Source organism: Rhodococcus sp. WS1 (assembly GCF_003797745.1).
In the GTDB taxonomy this organism is placed as follows: Bacteria; Actinomycetota; Actinomycetes; order Mycobacteriales; family Mycobacteriaceae; genus Rhodococcus_F; species Rhodococcus_F erythropolis.
This window is the reverse complement of record NZ_RKLZ01000005.1, coordinates 31,211-49,776: the sequence shown is the minus strand read 5'-3', so window position 1 is coordinate 49,776 and position 18,566 is coordinate 31,211. Positions and strand designations below refer to the sequence as shown.

20 protein-coding genes are annotated in these 18,566 nt (G+C 59.7%); 6 read left to right on the top strand and 14 right to left on the bottom strand.

Annotation, left to right across the window (positions count from 1 at the left end; all coding sequences use genetic code 11):
• Positions 1-7: 7 nt before the first annotated feature.
• Positions 8-502, bottom strand: a complete 495-nt coding sequence (locus EEB12_RS29795) for a DUF3558 domain-containing protein (RefSeq protein WP_141489206.1) — start codon at positions 500-502, stop codon at positions 8-10.
• A 213-nt stretch (positions 503-715) separates the two neighbouring features.
• Between EEB12_RS29795 and EEB12_RS29790 the strand changes: the two genes are divergently transcribed.
• The 3 genes from EEB12_RS29790 to EEB12_RS29780 all read left to right on the top strand — a co-directional run bounded on the left by EEB12_RS29790 (position 716) and on the right by EEB12_RS29780 (position 4,261).
• Complete coding sequence (locus EEB12_RS29790) at positions 716-2,392, top strand: FAD-dependent oxidoreductase (RefSeq protein ID WP_141489183.1); 1,677 nt, start codon at positions 716-718, stop codon at positions 2,390-2,392.
• A 9-nt stretch (positions 2,393-2,401) separates the two neighbouring features.
• Positions 2,402-3,838 (top strand): ATP-binding protein, encoded by a 1,437-nt coding sequence (locus EEB12_RS29785; RefSeq protein ID WP_003941311.1) that lies wholly within the window; start codon positions 2,402-2,404, stop codon positions 3,836-3,838.
• A gap of 69 nt (positions 3,839-3,907) precedes the next feature.
• Entirely contained in the window at positions 3,908-4,261 is a 354-nt protein-coding gene (locus EEB12_RS29780; protein ID WP_003941317.1) for a UBP-type zinc finger domain-containing protein, read from the top strand.
• Between the two features lies 1 nt (position 4,262).
• On the opposite strand, the gene EEB12_RS29775 is transcribed toward EEB12_RS29780, so the two are convergent.
• Together EEB12_RS29775 and EEB12_RS29770 are read right to left on the bottom strand one after the other, a co-directional pair.
• On the bottom strand, positions 4,263-4,589 hold the full coding sequence (locus tag EEB12_RS29775; RefSeq protein ID WP_141489182.1) for a hypothetical protein: 327 nt from the start codon (positions 4,587-4,589) through the stop codon (positions 4,263-4,265).
• 43 nt (positions 4,590-4,632) lie between these two features.
• A complete protein-coding gene (locus tag EEB12_RS29770) occupies positions 4,633-5,136 on the bottom strand; it encodes a DUF3558 domain-containing protein (RefSeq protein ID WP_258537557.1) in 504 nt (167 codons plus the stop codon).
• A gap of 164 nt (positions 5,137-5,300) precedes the next feature.
• Between EEB12_RS29770 and EEB12_RS29765 the strand changes: the two genes are divergently transcribed.
• On the top strand, positions 5,301-6,356 hold the full coding sequence (locus tag EEB12_RS29765; RefSeq protein WP_003941279.1) for a 2,3-butanediol dehydrogenase: 1,056 nt from the start codon (positions 5,301-5,303) through the stop codon (positions 6,354-6,356).
• Here the strand turns inward: EEB12_RS29765 and EEB12_RS29760 are convergent.
• The 3 genes from EEB12_RS29760 to EEB12_RS29750 all read right to left on the bottom strand — a co-directional run bounded on the left by EEB12_RS29760 (position 6,346) and on the right by EEB12_RS29750 (position 8,626).
• The gene (locus EEB12_RS29760; protein WP_080712758.1) at positions 6,346-6,669 is read right to left on the bottom strand and encodes a ferredoxin family protein; all 324 of its coding nucleotides are present in this window, start codon (positions 6,667-6,669) and stop codon (positions 6,346-6,348) included. The genes EEB12_RS29765 and EEB12_RS29760 overlap by 11 nt on opposite strands.
• Entirely contained in the window at positions 6,666-8,255 is a 1,590-nt protein-coding gene (locus EEB12_RS29755) for an FAD-dependent oxidoreductase (protein ID WP_141489181.1), read from the bottom strand. The genes EEB12_RS29760 and EEB12_RS29755 overlap by 4 nt, the downstream gene beginning before the upstream one ends.
• A gap of 125 nt (positions 8,256-8,380) precedes the next feature.
• Positions 8,381-8,626, bottom strand: coding sequence for a hypothetical protein (locus EEB12_RS29750; protein WP_258537558.1), 246 nt, complete (start codon positions 8,624-8,626; stop codon positions 8,381-8,383).
• Between the two features lie 223 nt (positions 8,627-8,849).
• Here EEB12_RS29750 and EEB12_RS29745 point away from each other — a divergent pair, with 223 nt between their 5' ends.
• The gene (locus EEB12_RS29745; protein WP_003941392.1) at positions 8,850-9,230 is read left to right on the top strand and encodes a helix-turn-helix domain-containing protein; all 381 of its coding nucleotides are present in this window, start codon (positions 8,850-8,852) and stop codon (positions 9,228-9,230) included.
• Here the strand turns inward: EEB12_RS29745 and EEB12_RS29740 are convergent.
• The 5 genes from EEB12_RS29740 to EEB12_RS29725 form a co-directional block, all read right to left on the bottom strand.
• Positions 9,227-11,020: an AMP-dependent synthetase/ligase gene (locus EEB12_RS29740; protein ID WP_141489180.1), complete on the bottom strand. Its 1,794-nt coding sequence runs from the start codon at positions 11,018-11,020 to the stop codon at positions 9,227-9,229. The two genes, EEB12_RS29745 and EEB12_RS29740, sit on opposite strands and share 4 nt — an antisense overlap.
• Complete coding sequence (locus EEB12_RS29735) at positions 11,017-11,460, bottom strand: MarR family winged helix-turn-helix transcriptional regulator (protein ID WP_007726042.1); 444 nt, start codon at positions 11,458-11,460, stop codon at positions 11,017-11,019. The genes EEB12_RS29740 and EEB12_RS29735 overlap by 4 nt, the downstream gene beginning before the upstream one ends.
• Positions 11,461-11,563: 103 nt before the next feature.
• Entirely contained in the window at positions 11,564-11,695 is a 132-nt protein-coding gene (locus tag EEB12_RS30715; protein WP_003941363.1) for a putative transporter small subunit, read from the bottom strand.
• Between the two features lie 27 nt (positions 11,696-11,722).
• Positions 11,723-13,375: a sodium:solute symporter family protein gene (locus EEB12_RS29730; protein ID WP_172436616.1), complete on the bottom strand. Its 1,653-nt coding sequence runs from the start codon at positions 13,373-13,375 to the stop codon at positions 11,723-11,725.
• Between the two features lie 388 nt (positions 13,376-13,763).
• Positions 13,764-14,918 carry a plasmid pRiA4b ORF-3 family protein gene (locus tag EEB12_RS29725; RefSeq protein WP_258537562.1) on the bottom strand — a complete coding sequence of 385 codons (1,155 nt, stop codon included), beginning with the start codon at positions 14,916-14,918 and terminating at the stop codon, positions 13,764-13,766.
• Positions 14,919-15,402: 484 nt separating this feature from the next.
• Here EEB12_RS29725 and EEB12_RS29720 point away from each other — a divergent pair, with 484 nt between their 5' ends.
• Positions 15,403-15,993 carry a T3SS (YopN, CesT) and YbjN peptide-binding chaperone 1 gene (locus EEB12_RS29720; protein WP_054831766.1) on the top strand — a complete coding sequence of 197 codons (591 nt, stop codon included), beginning with the start codon at positions 15,403-15,405 and terminating at the stop codon, positions 15,991-15,993.
• Positions 15,994-16,038: 45 nt separating this feature from the next.
• On the opposite strand, the gene EEB12_RS29715 is transcribed toward EEB12_RS29720, so the two are convergent.
• The 3 genes from EEB12_RS29715 to EEB12_RS29705 form a co-directional block, all read right to left on the bottom strand.
• A complete protein-coding gene (locus EEB12_RS29715) occupies positions 16,039-17,034 on the bottom strand; it encodes an HNH endonuclease (RefSeq protein WP_141489179.1) in 996 nt (331 codons plus the stop codon).
• Between the two features lie 175 nt (positions 17,035-17,209).
• On the bottom strand, positions 17,210-17,701 hold the full coding sequence (locus EEB12_RS29710; RefSeq protein ID WP_045071457.1) for a hypothetical protein: 492 nt from the start codon (positions 17,699-17,701) through the stop codon (positions 17,210-17,212).
• Positions 17,698-18,552 carry a ParA family protein gene (locus EEB12_RS29705; RefSeq protein ID WP_141489178.1) on the bottom strand — a complete coding sequence of 285 codons (855 nt, stop codon included), beginning with the start codon at positions 18,550-18,552 and terminating at the stop codon, positions 17,698-17,700. Before EEB12_RS29705 ends, EEB12_RS29710 begins: the two co-directional genes overlap by 4 nt.
• Between the last annotated feature and the right edge of the window lie 14 nt (positions 18,553-18,566).

Below are 18,566 nucleotides of genomic sequence, written 5' to 3'. Positions count from 1 at the left end.
CGAGACCTCATTTCGGTAGCGTCGGTTCAAGATTGACCGACAGACGCTGCACAACAACACAACTGGACTCTTGCCGAGCCTCAGACAGCTTTCGTTCTACGTTGAACCAGATTGAGCCGTGTTCGACCGAGAAAGCAAGGTAGCAACCATTGTTGTCCTCGTCGTCGACGCGCTGATACTCGATACCACGCCGCCCACCGACAGTGAGTTCCTCGAACCCTCGGAAATCAGGATTCCGTCGAACATCGTCGACGGTGTACGACGATGAATACACGGTCAAGAAATACCAGGACCCGCTCCACCCACAGATCTTCCATCCTGGCTGCTCCACGCCCGCCGCACCAGCTTCCTCGGTAGCCGGATCAAGCCCCACTTCCTCCAGAACCGAGTCCGGAATGTCCTTGCACGGATCGAACAAACCCTTTTGGCCGGATGCAGGCTCAGCCGCCCCCTCCACGACTGAGCTGCATCCTGCCGCAGCCCACACCACCACCCCAGCCATGAGCAGTCGCCCAACCCCCACCGACCCCCGCATGGCACCCCCTGTTGATGTGGACCCACTGTATTGGATGCACCGGAGGCTCGATCGGTTCCCGCAATCCTGAAATTCCCAGGTCACGATTCCTGGTTCACTCAGAGCGCATCTCCAGCGATTGACGCTCAGCTCAGCAGTCGCATACTGGAGAGGTTGACTACGACTTCGGGAAGGCACCGAGTGAGCGCACCGAAAGCCCCGGCCAAACCAGCGATCCTCAGCGTCGACGACGATCCTGGTGTTTCGCGTGCCGTCGTTCGAGACCTCCGCAAACGGTACGGAGAGAAGTACCGAATCATTCGTGCGGAGTCCGGCGACCAGGCTCTCGAGACCTTGCGTGAAATGAAACTTCGCGGCGATGCAGTCGCTGTCATCGTCGCCGATTACCGCATGCCTGGTTTGAGTGGAATCGAGTTCCTCGAACAGGCAATGGACCTGTATCCCGTAGCTCGGCGCGTTCTACTGACCGCCTACGCCGATACTGATGCTGCGATCGACGCCATCAACGTCGTCGATCTCGACCACTACCTCCTCAAGCCTTGGGATCCGCCGGAGGAGAAACTGTACCCCGTCATCGATGCGCTGCTCGATGCCTGGGCAAGCTCGAGTCATCACCCCGCCGAGGAAACAAAGGTGATCGGCCATCGTTGGTCCGAGCGATCCTCCGACGTTCGAGAGTTCTTGGCACGCAACCAACTTGCCTATCGCTGGTACATGTCGGACGAGCCGGAAGGCCAACGACTGCTCTCGGCTGCCGGTACCGACGAACTGCGGCTTCCCGTCGTCATCGCATCCAATGGGGATGTCCTCGTCGAGCCCACTGACGCCGAACTCGCCGACAAACTCGGGTTGAATACCACCCTCTCCGAAGACTTTTACGATCTCGTTGTCATCGGCGGCGGCCCTGCGGGTCTGGGCGCTGCTCTGTACGGCGCTTCGGAGGGACTTCGGACGGTTCTCATCGAACGGCGGGCGACCGGCGGTCAGGCCGGCCAGAGTTCACGAATCGAGAACTACCTCGGCTTCCCCGACGGAGTGTCCGGCGCACAGTTGGCCGATCGGGCGAGGCGCCAGGCAACCAAGTTCGGCGCCGAGGTCATCACCGCGCGAGACGTCACCGGTTTGGAAATCAACGGCTCGGCCCGCACAGTGCGTTTCGACGACGGTTCGTCGGTCGACGCCCATTCGGTCATCTTGGCGACCGGTGTTTCCTATCGCCAGCTTTCGGCGCCGGGACTCGATACATACACCGGCCGAGGGGTCTACTACGGATCGGCCGTCACCGAAGCCGCTCGGTGCAGCGAGCAGGATGTGTACATAGTCGGCGGCGCCAATTCGGCAGGGCAAGCTGCGGTCTATCTCTCCCGCGGAGCTAGGTCCGTCACCATTCTCATTCGCGGCAACTCGCTCGAAGCCTCGATGTCCTACTACCTGATTCAGCAGATCGAAAAGAATCCGAAGATCACCGTGCGCACGTGCACGGAGGTAGTCGGCGCTGAGGGTGACGATCACCTCGAACGAATTACACTGCGTAACAGAGCCACCGGAGAAGAAGACACTGTCGATGCTCAGTGGTTGTTCATCTTCATCGGTGCCGCTCCCCTGACCGACTGGCTCGGAGACGTGGTGGTCCGCGACGGAAATGGCTTCGTTCTTGCCGGCCCGGACCTTCCGTCCGAAGGCGTCACACCGGACGGGTGGCCGCTCGACCGCGCACCACATCATCTCGAAACCAGTGTCCCCGGAGTGTTTGTCGCCGGGGACGTACACGCCGAATCGGCCAAGCGCGTCGCGTCGGCCGTCGGAGAGGGCGCGATGGCCGTGATGTTCGTCCACCGCTATCTCGCTCAACAATAGGGAGATTCGATGTCCATTCCTGAATGCAGCCCAGACTTGCTCCGCACCCTGTTCCTGTTCGAGAAGCTCACCGACGATCAGCTCGAATCACTCTGCCAGGCAGGCCATATCACCGAGATCGATCGAGGTCAGGTCTACCTCGAAGGTGAGCCTGCCACCTGCTTCTACGTCCTTATCGAGGGCGAGGTGGTGCTGTCCAAGCTGTCGGGCGGCGAAGACATCGAGATCAACAGGACCACCCAGCGCGGCGTCTACTCGGGAGGCTGGACGGCGTATCTCGGCGATCGTGTACCGCAGGTCTACGCGGGGTCGATGCGAGTGACGACTCCTTCGACGTTTTTCGTCCTGGACGCCGACAAGTTCGGCAACGCGATGCGCGAGTGGTTCCCGATGGCCGTCCATCTACTCGAAGGTGTCTTCTTCGGCAAGAAGAACACCCAACAGATCATCGACCAACGAGAACGACTGCTGGCACTCGGATCACTGTCGGCCGGGTTGACTCACGAGCTCAATAACCCTGCAGCCGCGGCGGTTCGAGCGACAGCCTCTTTGCGCGAGCGTGTCGCAGGCATGCGTCACAAACTGGGAATGGTCGCATCGGGCACCTACGACCGCGATGCCCTCGTCACTCTCATGCGACTTCAAGAGGAAGTTGCAGAGGTTGTCGCCAAGGCGCCGACGCTCACTCCCCTCGAAGCCTCCGATCGGGAGGATTCGTTGGGTGAATGGTTCGAGGATCATTCGATTCGAGAAGGTTGGGACCTGGCTCCGACCTTCGTGCAGGCTGGACTCGACACCGCTTGGCTCGAGAACGTTGCTGCAGCCGTTGACGAGTCCGTACTCGAAGGCGCAATTCGCTGGCTGAATTACACCATCGAATCCGAACTCCTGATGAACGAGATCGCCGACTCCACAACGAGGATCTCGACGCTCGTCGGTGCGGCCAAACAGTATTCACAGATGGATCGCGCTCCCTTCCAGACCATCGATGTCCACGAATTGCTCGACAGCACGTTGATCATGTTGGGGCAAAAGATCGGAAGCGGAATCGAAGTCGTCAAGGAGTACGACCTTGCGTTGCCTCCGATCGACGCCTACGCCGCCGAACTCAATCAGGTGTGGACCAACCTGATCGACAATGCGGTGTCTGCCATGGACGGATCGGGAACACTCACCGTTCGGACAAGCCGCGATGGCGACCGCGTGTGCATCGAGATCTGCGACACCGGCGCCGGGATTCCCGATGACGTCATCGACAGGATCTTCGAACCCTTCTTCACGACTAAGCCTGTTGGTGAGGGAACCGGTCTCGGCCTTGATATTTCGTGGCGAATTGTGGTCGGCAAGCATCGTGGTGAGCTTCGGGTCACGTCGGAGCCCGGTAACACCCGGTTCAGAGTTTTGCTGCCCATCGCGGGCCCACCGCGGGATACGCGCGACGACTAGCCACCTTGCACGGCCGGTAGGCAAAGCGCACGATGAAATGACCGACTTCAGTCAGCGAGAGGGTGGACCATGACCGACGGACTTCCAGCGGGGATCGATCCGAGTGTGCCGCCCAGTGGCGCGGGATGCGTTGAATGCGATGCGAGCGGCGGTTGGTGGGTGCACCTGCGTCGATGCGCGCAATGCGGTCACGTGGGGTGTTGCGACTCCTCACCGTCACAGCACGCGAGCAAGCATGCGGCCTCGACAAAGCATCCGTTCATGCAGAGCTACGAACCCGGTGAGGATTGGTTCTGGAGCTTCGAAACCAACGAGGCGTACGACGGACCTGAATTGGCGGCGCCCACTTCACATCCCGTAGATCAGCCGACGCCGGGACCTAAGGGTCGTGTCCCAGCCGATTGGCAGCAACACATCCACTGACTCAGTTCGGTTGGTCGATCGACCTCAAAGTCGAGACGTTCGACGACTCCTGATCCAATGCGTTGTCGATGCAGGCTTGAAACTGAGCCTGCATTGCCTCCACGACCGCGATATGACTCGCCAACACATCGACGAGCGCATCCGGGCCGCCAACCGCCTTTTCCTCGAACTTAGCCTGTAGCGCCTGTGCGGATCCTAGGGTTCCAAACCCTGTCAATTGACCGAGTAGTGCGGCGGAGTTCAGTGCTGCCTCGAACTGCGCGCGGAGTTCAGCGCAAGCCGCGATCAGCTCGCCGGCGACTTTGGCATCGAGATACAAATTCGACATGTGACTCCTGTGTTCGAGGGTGTAGCTGCAATCAGGACCGCTGTCACGGGAGCAATGGAATCACTGTCTCGGCAATTCGTTCCACCAGCGTGCACGGCGTCTCGGCGCGCGCCGCACCGACCTTGGCGCCGACGCGGATCATCGCAGTGGATTGAGAGGTCGCGAACGCGACGTTGCAAGCAGAATCTGTTTTGTCATTGCGTTCCTGGTATATCAGGACTTCGCGCCCGGCGATTTGGGCTCGATGAAGGTCGCGCATGACTAGATTCTGTTCGACCTCTACGAGCGAATGATCGGTCGATGTCAGAGACAAGAAGTACCACTCACCGTTCCACGAGCAAATGTTGAAACCATCGATATGCGTGTCAACGATGTCAACCTCTTTTGTTGCCGGGTCGACTCCGAGTTTCTCCAATTCCTGATTGCCGAGAACCTCACACGGATCAAACATCCCAATCACATCGACAGGGAAAGCCTCGCCCTCGACCGTCGACGAACACCCCCCAACCAACAACGCGGCCGCGACCAAGACCGCTGCACCCCTCACTCCCACAGCACTCCCCCTCATTCGCGGCCCGCTCACAGTATTGGACGCTCGCCAGCACCGATCGGTTCCACCCCATTGCATTCCGTTGCAACCCTTCACCCACGCCGATAATCGGCCTAGCGTCGATCTACCAGGGGATTCACAACGAAGTGAGGTGCGGATCAATGAAGGCAGCACGGTTCCACGGGCAGAAAGACATCCGGATCGAAGAGATCCCTGAGCCCGAATTGCGGCCAGGAACAGTCAAGCTGAAGGTCGCATGGTGCGGAATCTGCGGCACCGATCTCCACGAGTACCTCGAGGGACCGATCTTCATCTCCGCACCGGGCCACCCGCATCCACTCTCACACGAGAATGCGCCGGTCACGATGGGCCACGAGTTCTCCGGCACCGTCGAAGAGGTCGGCGAAGGTGTCACGGACGTCGAGGTCGGTGAAAATGTTGTCGTCGAGCCGTACTTCGTCTGCAACGAGTGCGCCCCGTGCAAGGCGGGCAACTACCACCTGTGTACGAAGATGGGGTTCATCGGCTTGGCCGGCGGCGGTGGCGGACTCAGCGAGAAGGTCGTCGTCGACCGTCGCTGGATCCACAAGATCGGCAACATCCCGCTCGACGAGGCAGCTCTCATCGAACCGTTGAGCGTCGCCCATCACGCCGTCGTACGCAGTGGAGCCGAAAGCGGCAACGTCGCCATCGTGGGCGGAGCCGGACCGATCGGACTCCTCGTTGCGGCAGTCCTCAAGGGTCTGGGTGTCACGACGATCGTCACCGAACTCAGCGAGGCCCGCAAAGCCAAGGCCCTCTCCAGTGGAGTCGCCGACTACGTCATCGATCCCACCACCGAAGACGTCAAAGCGCGCGTCCTCGAACTCAGCGGAGGCATCGGCGCAGACATCGGTTTCGAGTGCGCAGGCGTCAACGCAGTACTCGACACCATGCTCGACACGGTCAGGCCTGCTGGAGTTGTTGTCAACGTGTCGATTTGGGGCAAGCCCGCGACCATTGACATGCAGAAGCTGGTCCTCAAGGAAATCGACCTACGCGGAACCATCGCGTACGTACGCGACCATGAAGCGGTCATCAAGATGGTCCAGGACGGTGTCGTCGATCTGGCGCCATTCATCACCGGTCGTATTCAGCTCGAAGAATTGATCTCCGAAGGATTCACCACTCTGATCGAGCACAACGACACTGCAGTCAAGATTCTCGTCAGGTCGTAACCGGACGGGGCACCTCCGGGCCCACCGCAGTCAGGGACCCAGGTGCCCGCCCTTTGCCCCATCCGATCTTCTCTCGGTAGCGGCCGATGTGATCGCCCTCGATCACATCGGCCGTTTCCAACGGCGTGGATTGCGGATGCACATACAGCGCATCCGTCGGGCAATATGCCTCACACATGAAGCAGGTCTGGCAATCCGATTGGCGCGCAATCACCGGGACGCCCGACGGCGTCCGATCGAAAACATCTGTAGGACAAACGTCTACGCACTTGTCGCAGCCGATGCAGTCAGGCGCAGAAACCAGCTCGATCATGACGCCACCAGTGCAAACCCGACAGATTCAGAAGTCCGGGTCCACACCGAATCCAAACCGCCGGTGAGGACGTGATGGTGCTGCGTCACATCGAGTTCGGGATAATCGTCCCGCTTGCTCATTCCCCGAGTCTCGGTCCGCGCCAACGTCGAGTGGTACATCCAGCGACCGACGGCCGTGATCGCGGCAGCCTGCCGCGCCGCCATCCGACCTGCTGGATCCGCGCCCAGATCCGCACTCACTGCACCCCACAGCGATTCGAGCTCACCGAGCGCTGCGGATACTCGATCACCGCTGCGGAGGTAGTTCTTGTCGAAGGGAATCAGCTGCGCCTGAGCAGCTTTCACCACATCGTCGGCAGCAAACCCGGTTCGTACCGGATTACGCAATCCGACGGTTCCGGCTCCGCGAAGACCACTGGTAGACCCACGTCCGACCGACAGCGCATAGCGCGCAGCACCGGTTCCCGCCCACGAACCAGAAGACATCGCCCACGCGGCGTTGTGACTTCCCCCGCCGGTAAACCCTCCGCAGATTCGCTCTCGGGTCGCGGCGTCCCCGGCGGCAAACAGTCCTGGAACGGATGACGCGCAATCGTCATCGACGACGTTGATTCCCCCAGTGCCGCGCACCGTGCCTTCAGCGAGCATGCCGACCTCGAATTTGTCGGTGAAGGGATCGATTCCGCGGCGATCGAATTGCAGGAAGAAGTTGGGTTGCCCCAGCCTCATTCGACGCTGTACATCAGCGTCGGCCCGATCGATCTGCGCGAAGACCGGCTCGTTCTGCAACGTGCTGGCGATGACGGACCTCCTCTTCGCCGAACCGGCCCCTTCGAGCACGCTTCCGTCTGCGTGAAAGAACGTCGCGTACGCGTAGTAAGCCGTCTTGGTGATCGTCGATCCGGCCGCCGCGATCCCGTACGCGTTCGAGAACTCCATCCCGGAGAACTCGGCTCCGACTTCCGCTGCCATCAATGCACCGTCACCGGTATCGACGTTGGTACCCAGCGCACCGGACAGAAACGCACAACCTCCGCTGGCGACCACTACCGCGCCTGCCGAGACGCGGTAGTCCTGATGTTCGTGACGCTGGTAGCCCGCAGCTCCGCGAACTCGGCCCTCACCGTCCACCAACAACTCCAGTGCCGGCGAATGGTCGAGGATCCGCACCCCGGCTCGACGAATCCAGGTGCGCATCCGTCGCATGTACTCAGGTCCCTGCAAGCCGGTACGGATCTGCTTGCCCGTGCTGGAGTCGACGGGGAACGGATATCTGCCCTCCACCGCGAGGAGATCCATGTTGGAGTAGGTCTGCTCGAGGACGCGGTCCATCCAATGGTGGTCGGCAAGATATCCGCCGAGCGCCTCACGACCGGCCTTCGCCCGCTCACGGGCAGTCGTATCCGGTTCGACGTACCAAACACCCGTTCCGGAGGGGGCCGTTGCGCCGCTCGTTCCGCAGTAGCCCTTGTCGACCAGGACGACGTCTGCACCGGCCTTGGCCGCGCGCAACGCTGCCCATGCGCCGGCGGGGCCACCACCGATCACCAATACATCGGTGGAGAGTTCGAGGACGTCCGTCACTGGCCAGCTCCTGTCAGAGGTCTACGCAACACTTCTGTTGCCGCAATATTCCTCGAACGAACTACGCAGCGCCACAGTCAGAATCACTGTGAACTCAACCGGTCACCATCGCATCGACAGATGTGCTATGACGCTTCCCGCTCCTCGTCGGTGCACAACGCGGAGTACTTGGCGAAGGCTTCCTGCAAGGTCAGCGATTTGCGTCGCTCGGCGATGTCGCGGGGCTTTCCCTGTGCAACACATCGACGAGCATGCTCGATCACAGCTTCACGAATGACGCTGGAAATGTCCGCGCCCGTGAGCTCTTGGAGGGCCTCTAGGGCCCTCAGTTCCTCTACGTCGAATCTCACCGTTACCGATCGTCTAGCCACGCTCAGGATGTTACTTGCGGGTACACCAAATTTGGTGAGTTACATATGCGTCGAGTCGAATATCTTTGGGCGCCAAAACCTTCGAATTCCGATCTACGTGGGTAAATAGTTTTCCACTCACGGCACTCATGTAATGCAACGCACACGGCGCTAGCCAGCGTGCCGACGGACACTGTCGATGTCTATGCTTGCGAAACACTGCCTTCGATCGGAGATATACCGCGTGAGCATCGACCACATCGTTTCCGCAGTCGACGGCGATGCTGCCGAGCGAATCAAAACGGCCCTGGCCGAGAGAGCCGCAACCTCGACGGACACGACCACGCTGGTGTTCGACGGCGTGAGCATCGAGATTCCGCCATCGGTCGGCGACGCCGTCGTGCAGCTCCTGACCTACCTCGCTGCCGGCGACAGCGTCGCCCTCGGGCCCGTCGCAGAACTCCTCACCACCTCGCAGGCAGCAGAGATCCTCGGCGTTTCGGACACGTATGTGCGCAAACTCGCCGACGCCGGGAAACTCCCGATCGAACTACGCGGCACCCACCGCAGGTTCCGCCTCGATGACGTGATGGCTTACCGCGAGCAGTTCCCCAAACGCGCCTAGCTCTTCGCGTACATTCCTTCGATCTCCTTCGAGAACCGATCGACGACGACATTGCGCTTGATCTTGAGCGTCGCTGTCATCTCACCGTCTTCCTCGGTCAGATCGCGATCGAGAATGACGAACTTCTTGATCGACTCTGCATGCGAGACAGCAGCATTGGCGTCGTCGACAGCCTTCTGCAGCTCCGCTCGAAGGCCCTTGTCGTCACGTAGTTCGGCGACGGTGGCACCAGAAGGCTTGCCGTTCTCCGCCTTCCACTTCTCGAACACCTCGGGGTCGACGGTCAGCAACGCCGTGATGTAGGTCTTCCCGTCGCCGACGACGACTGCTTGCGAGACGATGGAATGCGAACGGATACGGTCTTCCATCGGGCCGGGCGAGACGTTCTTGCCACCCGCTGTCACCAGAAGGTCCTTCTTGCGTCCGGTGATGGAAAGGTAACCTTCGCTGTCGAGTTCACCGAGATCACCGGTCCGCATCCAGCCGTTGACGAATGTCTCTTCGGTGGCCTTGTCGTTCTTCCAGTAGCCCTTGAAGACAACCCCGCCGTTGAGTTCGATCTCGCCGTCCTCGGCGATGCGAACCCCGTTGCCGCCCATGGGCTGTCCGACGGTTCCGATCTTCTGAGCACCTGGGACGTTGACACAGTGCGCCGCAGTAGTTTCGGTGAGACCGTAGCCCTCGTAGATCGGAACTCCCAGCCCGCGGAAGAAGTGCCCCAACTCAGGAGTGAGGGCGCCGCCGCCGGAGATCGCGAACCAGCATTCGCCGCCGAGAGCTTCACGAAGCTTCGAGTACACGAGCTTGTCTGCCACTGCGTGCTTCGCCTTCAAGATCAGCGAGGGACCACCTTTGTCGAGCGCTTCGCTGTATTCCTTTGCAGTGGTTTCTGCGAAAGCGAAGATCGCGCCCGGAATCTTTCCACCGGACTCCGCCTTCCGTGCTGCGCCGTCACGGACTTTTTCGAAGACACGCGGAACACCGAGGATGGTGTTGGGCTTGTACCGCTCGAATTGAGTTGTAATGGTGGCAAAGTCGGACCAGTGCGCCTGCGACGCGCCAGCTTCGAACGTCGCGAGGGACACCGCGCGAGCCAGCACGTGAGCGAGCGGCAGGAAGGTCAGGACTCGGTTTCCCGGAACCGCCACCTTGCCGATCGATGCCGTGAGAATCCCGCGCACCTCGGACAGGAAGTTGCGATGCGTGAGGATGCATCCTTTGGGGCGGCCTGTGGTGCCGGAGGTGTAGACGAGTGACGCCAGATCGTCGACCTTGATGCCCGCGAGTCGCTTCTTCAACTCGGTGCCGTCAACGTCGGCGCCCTGTGCGGTCAGCTTTTCGACTGCTCCGTCGTCGATCTGCATGACGGCCTTGAGAGAGCTTGGCGCGTCCTGGAACAGCTGCTCGTGCGCGCCGGTTTCGACGATCGCGATGACGGCCTCGGAGTCTTCGAGGATCCAGCTGACCTGCCCCTGAGACGACGAGTCGTAGATCGGAACGGTAGCGGCGCCGGCAGCCCAGATGGCGAAGTCGAAGAGCGTCCACTCGTATCGGGTCGCGGAGAGGAGTGCGACGCGGTCGCCTGCCTGCACGCCAGCGGCGATGAGACCGTTTGCGACGCCGGTGACCTGCTCGGCGAACTCTTTAGCCGTTACATCTACCCAACCCTCTCCCTTGGGGCGGGAGAACACCGTCAGTTCGGGCGTGCGCTCGGCGTGAGTGAAGACGGTGTGCACCACGGACTCATTGTCGGAGATGGTGAACTGGGCTTTGGCGCTGTACTCACTCACAGGGTGTCATCTCCGTTGGTCTGCGATTCGATGCTGATTCTGAAGCGGTGGAGTGCGCGGGCGAAGTCTGCGACCTCGGACTCGGTCCAATCGTGCAGCCTGCCGGCGACTTGGTCGAGCCGACGCGCGTCGGCGGCGTCGAGGTATTTGCGGCCAGCCTCCGTGAGGTGCAGCGGATTGCCCTGACGAACGGATCCCGGATCGGCATACACCCAGCCAGCCTCGATGCACCCGCGCACTTGGCGCGAGATGGTCGAGCGGTTGACGCCGAAGACTTCGGAGATCTCCGTGGCCTTGCATCCGTCATTGCGGCCGATGAAGGAGAGGAACGAATGCTGGGCGATCGACGGGTGGTCATCGGAATGCCGATCCCCCGTCATCAACTGCCGCGTCAGGTGCACCAGCTCGTCATGAACGGCTGGTGGACCGGTGAGCGCCATTGCTCCGTCGTGTTGCACTGGGCAACTATAACGCTGCCCCCAGTCCCGATTGCAATATGACCGCCGCCACCGACAAGAAGTCCGTCGGTGGCGGCGTGAAAAGTTAGACCAGATCCTCACCGTTGCGGCGAGCAGTTGCCCAATCCTTGAAGAATCCCTTGCTGATGACTCCCAGCACGACCAAGACCAACGCCGGCCAGATCAGAACATAAATGGTCAGTAGAGCTGTACTCATTCGTAGCCCTTCCACTTGTCTCGACGGTTACTTTCCGGACGCTCCCACGGCAGGAAGCTCGTCATCGTCGAAGTCTCCCGTCCGCTGCTTGATCAGTTCGAAATCGAACGTCTCACGCTGATTGACGGACATCGCAAAGCACACGACGGTACTGACGGCATAGGCCACCAAAGAACCGCTGAGCGTTGGGTAGTCGTGCAGGAAGCCGATTGCGAACGGCGCGGACAGCACGATCGCCAGGCCACCGACGATCTGCGCAACCTTCAGGCCGAAGAATCCAAATGCCATGAGCCCCAGCACCACTCCGATACCGACAACGGCAACGATGTCGGAGAAGATCCCGAACATCCCATCCATCGGCACCCAACTGAATCGGACGGGCAAGAAGGCGGCAAGCGCCACCAGAACCGACACAGTGAAGGCCTTGTTGGTGACCTTTCCCCAATAGAAGCTCGCGATAACCGGGAACACCAGCGCGCCCCACAGCGCGCCGACGAACACCAACAGATCAAGAATGCTCAGTTGCAGACTTGCCAAGGAGATAGCCGCCGCCGTGGCAACTATCATCGTTACTCGGCCGATGAGCAGCATCCGTCGAGGGTTCGCATTGGCCTTGCCTGCGACGGCTTGGCCGTAAACGTCGGTCATCACGATGGACGAGAGCGCAGCAAGGTCCGAGTCCGCCGTCGATGACAGCGCGCCGATGATCATGACAAAGAAGACAGCCAGCAAAATTCCGGGCAGGTACGACGCGGCCATCTGCGGAATCAGATTGTTGACGTCACCATCCATCGGCTCGATTCCGAGGTATAGAGCGAGAACACCCAGCATTCCGACACCAATGACCGTTGCGCCGTATCCGACGGTTGCGGTGATGAAGGTGGGCTTGATCAGGTCTTCGCGGACCGCGAACAGACGTTGGGCAATGGTCTGGTTGCCGATTGCGTAGGCAAGAACTGCTGCGATGTACGGCGCGCCCTGCTCGAAGAAGGCAACGCTCGAGAAGAAGTTGCCCTGCTCAGCAGTGAGGTTGCCTGCCCCGGATTCGAAGGCTGCCGGGAACCCTGCCGCAAAGAAGATGAACGGCACCAAAACCGCTACCGCACCGAGCATTCCGATCAGCTGAACGAAGTCGGTCAACACCGAAGCGCGGAAGCCCGACCACAGTGTGTACAGCAAAACGCCCAGCGCAACGATGAACACACCCTGGATGAAGTTGAACGGCGAAAGTAACGCGATCAGCAGACCACCAGCGAGGAAGTTCGACATCAAACTGATGAGACTGCCGACGATATTGGAACCCGCGAGCATCAGCTGACTCGAGCGTCCGTGCCGCGCGTACATGACCTCAGCCAGCGTGTGGGCTTTCGGTGCCACTTTACGAATTCGCTGGCCGAACGGATAAATGAAGAGAATCATCAACGCGCCCCACAAACCGTAGTGAATGGGGCCGGAGATTCCGTAGGTGTAGCCAGAAGTGGCAGATGCGTACATCGACGACGCCCAAATCCAGGTGGCCGTCATACTCGCGGCCGAAACACCAAATCCTAATTTGTTTCCGGCGGTCATAAAACCGTCGGCATTTTCCTGTTTCTTACCAATACGAAGAGAAATCAGAAATGTTCCACCATAAAAAGCAACAAGCAGTGAAACAATTACCAAGGTACTGAACTGGACCATGTCGGACCCCGTCACATGCCACATCCTTCGCACATAATCGGCAGAGCAAAGCACAAAACCCCTGTTCAGGATCTTTGCGCTTCGTTTCTGCACGCCCTAGGAGCGACCGCAATACCAACACCGGTCACATATTCAATTGACTAGCAACACGCACTTCGTCTTTTCGGAAACCCAACCTCCACAAAATAAATCTTCTGCGCAAGCTTTTGGCTCGACCACGCAATTCAACAACTGAGAATCGACCATAGCATGATGGCAATTTCGAACAAAAACTCCGATATTTTCCCACCCGAAAATATTCATGTTTCCGCCGCAGTAAAATCGTGCGCTTCCAGCGCATATAACAACTCCGCATCGATTGAAATCGATGCTCGATTCGATCGCATACCTACATCGACAGGACCATCCTGGCAAACCGTCGGCCCCACTCGGGATCGGCGGAAACATGCTGGTCCAGCGGATTGGAGACAATCGCCCCGATCATTCGCAAGTACACGAGAGTGTCTCGCACCATCCACGTCCAATCGTCGTCCCCGAGTCGTGTTCCGTCTGTTGTCGACCAACCCAATGCCGTGAGGCCTTCGATCATCAGTTCACTACGTTCGGACTCCGACAAGCCGGCAGCCAACGTAAGGAACAGAATTCGGCCGGCTTCCTGCGCCAACTCACCCTTTCCCAACGGCATGGCCGACACGATGTGACGCCACAGCTCGCCTTCATATGCAAGCACTGACGCGCCGAGTCGAGTCAGAAGCAATGTGCCTCGGAGTTTCCGGACAAATCTCAGTGTCTTTGCGACTTCAACGAGTACTGCTAATTGCGAGTCACTCCCTGCCGTGACACCGATCCAGTCGCTGCCCCAATCGAGTTCGTCTCGGGCGGCCGCAACATGGCCCGAAGGAAGTGCCCCGGACGCCGTCAAAACAATCCCACCACCTCGCGCGGAGTTCAGCAGCCACAGCAGTTGGCGGGTTGCTCCCTCACGCATCACCTCGAAATAGTTGTCATATCCGCCACGAAGCTCCGATTTGGCAACTGCGGCAAACAATTTCGGCGCGGAATGAACCGACAGGCGGCGCAAGAACTTCTCGAACACCGAGCTTCCCACAGGTGGTGACTTATGCAGTGCCACTGCAATGGTGACTGCTGCATTGGACTCTGCAGGAACAAAACGTTCGGGATCGAACAGTCCGGTACTCGCCTGCACGTTCAGGAACTCGCGATACCCGATCGGACCGCCAGAATCCTCCGGCGGGCACGCTCTCTCGCCGTCGAGACAGGATGGCTCAGAAATCGGCTGGTCTTCGACAATCTGCTCGAGAACCAACGTGTGACTCCACCTTGCGCGGGCGTTGTACTCATAACGGACGTACTCCCCGACCGCGGTAACTGCCTCGTCGATCCGGACTTCGTCCTCACCAAACTCGTCTTCCTGGTATCCGTCGCGCTCGATCACCTCTGGCGCGATATACCGATCTGGGCCGTTGTCCGTTGAATGATGGACACTCACCCACTGATGAGCGTGTTGATCTCCCCACCCCATCACCGCCTGCACAATCGAATGAAGTTGGTCCAGTTTCGATATTCGACGGGACCGAAAACCGTCTCCAAATAGGCGGCGTGATGCAATCGAGTTCGATCCGCATGACAAAGTTCGCCACCTCCGGCCGTCGACGCTGATTCCGCATCTGCCTCGGCGTAAGGACCTTCATCTGGCTTTGCGCCGCTCGATATGCAGCTACCAAACGAAGATGTGAAGCTCGCCGAACTCGCTGACCCGTCATGTATGGAGGCTAGATCTACCTACCGACAGCCGAGATACTCACTGCCACAAGGCTGCCCGATTTGTCGGAGCTCGCATCACGTCGCTGGTCGGCTGTCAAGTCCAGATCAACACGGACCTACCCAGGCATCTTTGATCATCCACTGCGCGGACAACAGTGTGCGCCGATTACCGTAGACCTGACAGCTACCGTACGAAAACAGTGCCCAGCGCCTGCTCGGACTGGCACAGAACATGAGGATCCATGAGCGACCAAGACACGACCGCCGACCAGCCCCTCCACATCAACGGCGCAATTGCCTTGGTGACGGATGAGCGCGACGAGTTGGTTCGCCTGTGCGTCCAGACCCTCGCCGAACTACTGGGCAGTGAGCCTGCCACCGATGACGACGGCGACATTGTCGTGCCGGTTCACGGGTTTGTCGTCTACGTAACTGTTGCGGATGACGGCCCTCAGATCAACGTCTGGTCCTCGGTCCTGACGGGCCTCGGCAATCCCTCGCACGCTGCGACTCGACTGATCGAACTCGCGCAGGAATGGCCACGCCTGCGCTTCGCCTTCAGCGGCGACCACCTACTGGTCTCCACGATGCTCGACGCCGATCCCTTCGCTCCGCAGCATCTGCTGAACCTGATCGACGAGGTTCACGACTTCACTCACGAACTCGACGACGATTTTGCTGAATCCTTCGGCGGAGACCTCGACTGCGACGCCGATGACGACAGCTACGCCGGAGACTGCAATCCCGGCGGTTGCGGCGGAGACTGTGACTGTGCGTGCGGCGATGATGCAGACGGCGTCGACGGTGATCTTGGTATTACACAAGTTAAGTAGTCTGGCTCATCTTCGATCTGCTCCGCAGAGCGCTCGCTGGCGAAGTCACGAAGCGACATAGATCTGCGTGCGGTGCCAGTCCAGATAGACAACATCCGGACGCTCCGCCTTGTCCGGCAAGATCAATCGGTCTCTCAGAGGTGGCTTCCCGAGTGCGGCGCGAAGCGGACCTTCGATCTCCATATCGCTCTCGACGCCGGGCGCGTAATGGAGGTTCAAGTCCTCATCGACGGTGATGAGCCCCGTATCGAAGGCAATGTCATGTGTCGGACACGCGGTGAAGCCGTTGCGACGGTCAAGTCGCTCTTTGTCAGTGCTGTCTCGCCAGGGCTTGATATGGCTTGCAGTAAGGAGGCGCGGCCGGCGTCGGCCACCGATGTTCGCGCTAAGGCCACAGAACACGCAGCGGTGCTCGTGATTGCTGAGTACGCCAGCGGCGAACCGATGCTGGCCGATCCGAACCCTCGAGGTCAGCAATCGCTGGGTGGTCGCGATGGGGATATCTTTACGCTCGCTAGACCACTTTTCGAGCGACTGCTCCAAGGATCTCTCGATCTCACTTTGGACTAACTCTTCTTGTCCCGCCAACCACAGCGTTTCGCCGTTTTCCAATTCGAGGAAGTCTGGCAACGCATGTTCGTCAATTCCGTGGGAACGCGCCGACCGCAGAATTCGAAGGTATACGTCCTGCATCAACACGCTGTCCGAAAGCATCAACGACGCGACTTCGACCTCATATCGCCCGCCATGACTACGTGTTCCATCCAGGTTCGCCATCTTTGCGATAAAGCTCGTGGGCGGACGCTTGAACAAACTCGCAAGATGCTGGACCGGCATTCCCGCTCGATGTGCAGAAGAGCTACCGAACCGGCGATGGTCAACCAACAGCGATGCGCAGAGCGACAACACGACCTCGCTCGGAACGAACGGCACCTGTCGGCTTCCCTTCGGTACCTCCTGACGTGCGAGTACCGATTTCCACTGCGCCTCCAGCGCGGCGGGCGGCGGGTCAAGAAACTCGGAGATCACCGAAGGTGCCACTATGCGCCTTCCTGGTAAGCGTCCAACCCGCAAGTTCACACACTAGCCGGCGCCGCGCGGAATCATTCGAAGCCACTCGTGTGGTATCGCCATCCACTGATGAAGGAGTCCGGCGAACCAGTGCGCCAATCTGGCGGCCCCAAGGACCACAACGGCGCGCTGAGAGGAGGAGCCCCTACCGGAACGCACTGCCCTTCGAGGTCAGTGCCTTCACCCGCTCGACGGTCCAGACTGCAAGCACATCCACTTTGCGCTTGCGGCCCGTCTCCTTGTGGGTATCCATTTCCTGTTCCGCGATGATGTCCTTGATCCCGTCGGCATCGAGGGACGAAAGACGCTCCAAGAGAGCCTCTTCCCCATCGAGCTTGAAGACCTCGAACGGGTCGAAAGCCCCCGGCTCCCGTTTCACCTTCGGGGCAGCAGCACGACGACGCGGCGCCGGCGCAGCAGCAGGCAACGCAACCGTCGCTCCATCCGATGGAACCGCAAAAGCCTCTTCGATTGCCTTCGCAAAACGCGGAGTGCGGGCGGCTTCCTCCGCCACGACCTGAACGAGCTTGGCCAGTAACACCGATGCTGAGGCGTTGGTTGCTCCCAGTTTCAGGAGCGCTGCACCGGTTTCCTGCACCTGCACGCGACGACGCGCCTCATCGATACCCGCACTCATAGCTTCGCCTGCGCTTCCGTGAGAATGTTCTGCGTGATCGCACGCATCTGATCGAACTGACCTGCATTGCCGTACTTCACCTTCAAAGTGCTGTACGGGTGAAACTCCGCCGACGCGGCAATCTGATTCGACTCCGCGAGATATTCCGGCAATACGTGTGGGACGTTGGGATCGCGCCGAAGATTTCGCACAGTCGTGCGGTGCACCGCCGAGTTGGACTTGTACTTGGTGATCACCAACCCGAGTTCGAAGAGTTCACGGGCGAGTTCTTTGCCGAACTTCGCGATGTGCGTCTGGATCTGCGGAATGCCGTACGTGGAGAGTACATCCGGGATCGTGGGGATCACGTAGCCGTCAGCCATGGCCAATCCGTTGAGTGTGATCGGCCCGAGATTCGGCGGGCAATCGATCAGAACATAGTCGTAGTACGGCATCACCGGGGCGACGGCATCCCTCAACAATTCAACCGGCTTGGTGGAGTTCCGATCAGCAACCCGAAGGGCACTGATCTCCTCCTGCAGCTCGATCAAATCGAGAGATGAGGGAAGCAGATCCACACCCGTCACTCGCTTGACCGGCGAGACTCCGCGCTGAATCGAAGCTTCGAGATCGAAGTTCGACGTGCCATCGACAGCGTCACGGAAAATGGTTGCGCTGGTCAGCCCTTGCTTGTTGAGTTCGAGCCAGTGATCCTCGCTGATCATCATCGTCGTGAGATTGATCTGCGCATCGAGGTCGATCAGCAGCACGCGCTGACCGAATTCGAGCGACATGAACTCGGCCAACCCCGCGGTGATCGTCGTCTTACCGACGCCGCCCTTGAGGTTGATCGTCGCAATCGTCTTAGCCATCAGAACCCATTCCT

Coding starts and splice junctions, on each gene's coding strand:
- EEB12_RS30715 (WP_003941363.1), bottom strand. CDS start 11,695: ATGAGTACAGCTCTACTGACCATTTATGTTCTGATCTGGCCGGCGTTG.
- EEB12_RS29775 (WP_141489182.1), bottom strand. CDS start 4,589: ATGTCGAATTTGTATCTCGATGCCAAAGTCGCCGGCGAGCTGATCGCG.
- EEB12_RS29725 (WP_258537562.1), bottom strand. CDS start 14,918: ATGGGGTGGGGAGATCAACACGCTCATCAGTGGGTGAGTGTCCATCAT.
- EEB12_RS29710 (WP_045071457.1), bottom strand. CDS start 17,701: ATGAGTGCGGGTATCGATGAGGCGCGTCGTCGCGTGCAGGTGCAGGAA.
- EEB12_RS29730 (WP_172436616.1), bottom strand. CDS start 13,375: ATGGTCCAGTTCAGTACCTTGGTAATTGTTTCACTGCTTGTTGCTTTT.
- EEB12_RS29735 (WP_007726042.1), bottom strand. CDS start 11,460: ATGGCGCTCACCGGTCCACCAGCCGTTCATGACGAGCTGGTGCACCTG.
- EEB12_RS29720 (WP_054831766.1), top strand. CDS start 15,403: ATGAGCGACCAAGACACGACCGCCGACCAGCCCCTCCACATCAACGGC.
- EEB12_RS29705 (WP_141489178.1), bottom strand. CDS start 18,552: ATGGCTAAGACGATTGCGACGATCAACCTCAAGGGCGGCGTCGGTAAG.
- EEB12_RS29760 (WP_080712758.1), bottom strand. CDS start 6,669: ATGATCGAGCTGGTTTCTGCGCCTGACTGCATCGGCTGCGACAAGTGC.
- EEB12_RS29780 (WP_003941317.1), top strand. CDS start 3,908: ATGACCGACGGACTTCCAGCGGGGATCGATCCGAGTGTGCCGCCCAGT.
- EEB12_RS29785 (WP_003941311.1), top strand. CDS start 2,402: ATGTCCATTCCTGAATGCAGCCCAGACTTGCTCCGCACCCTGTTCCTG.
- EEB12_RS29795 (WP_141489206.1), bottom strand. CDS start 502: ATGGCTGGGGTGGTGGTGTGGGCTGCGGCAGGATGCAGCTCAGTCGTG.
- EEB12_RS29765 (WP_003941279.1), top strand. CDS start 5,301: ATGAAGGCAGCACGGTTCCACGGGCAGAAAGACATCCGGATCGAAGAG.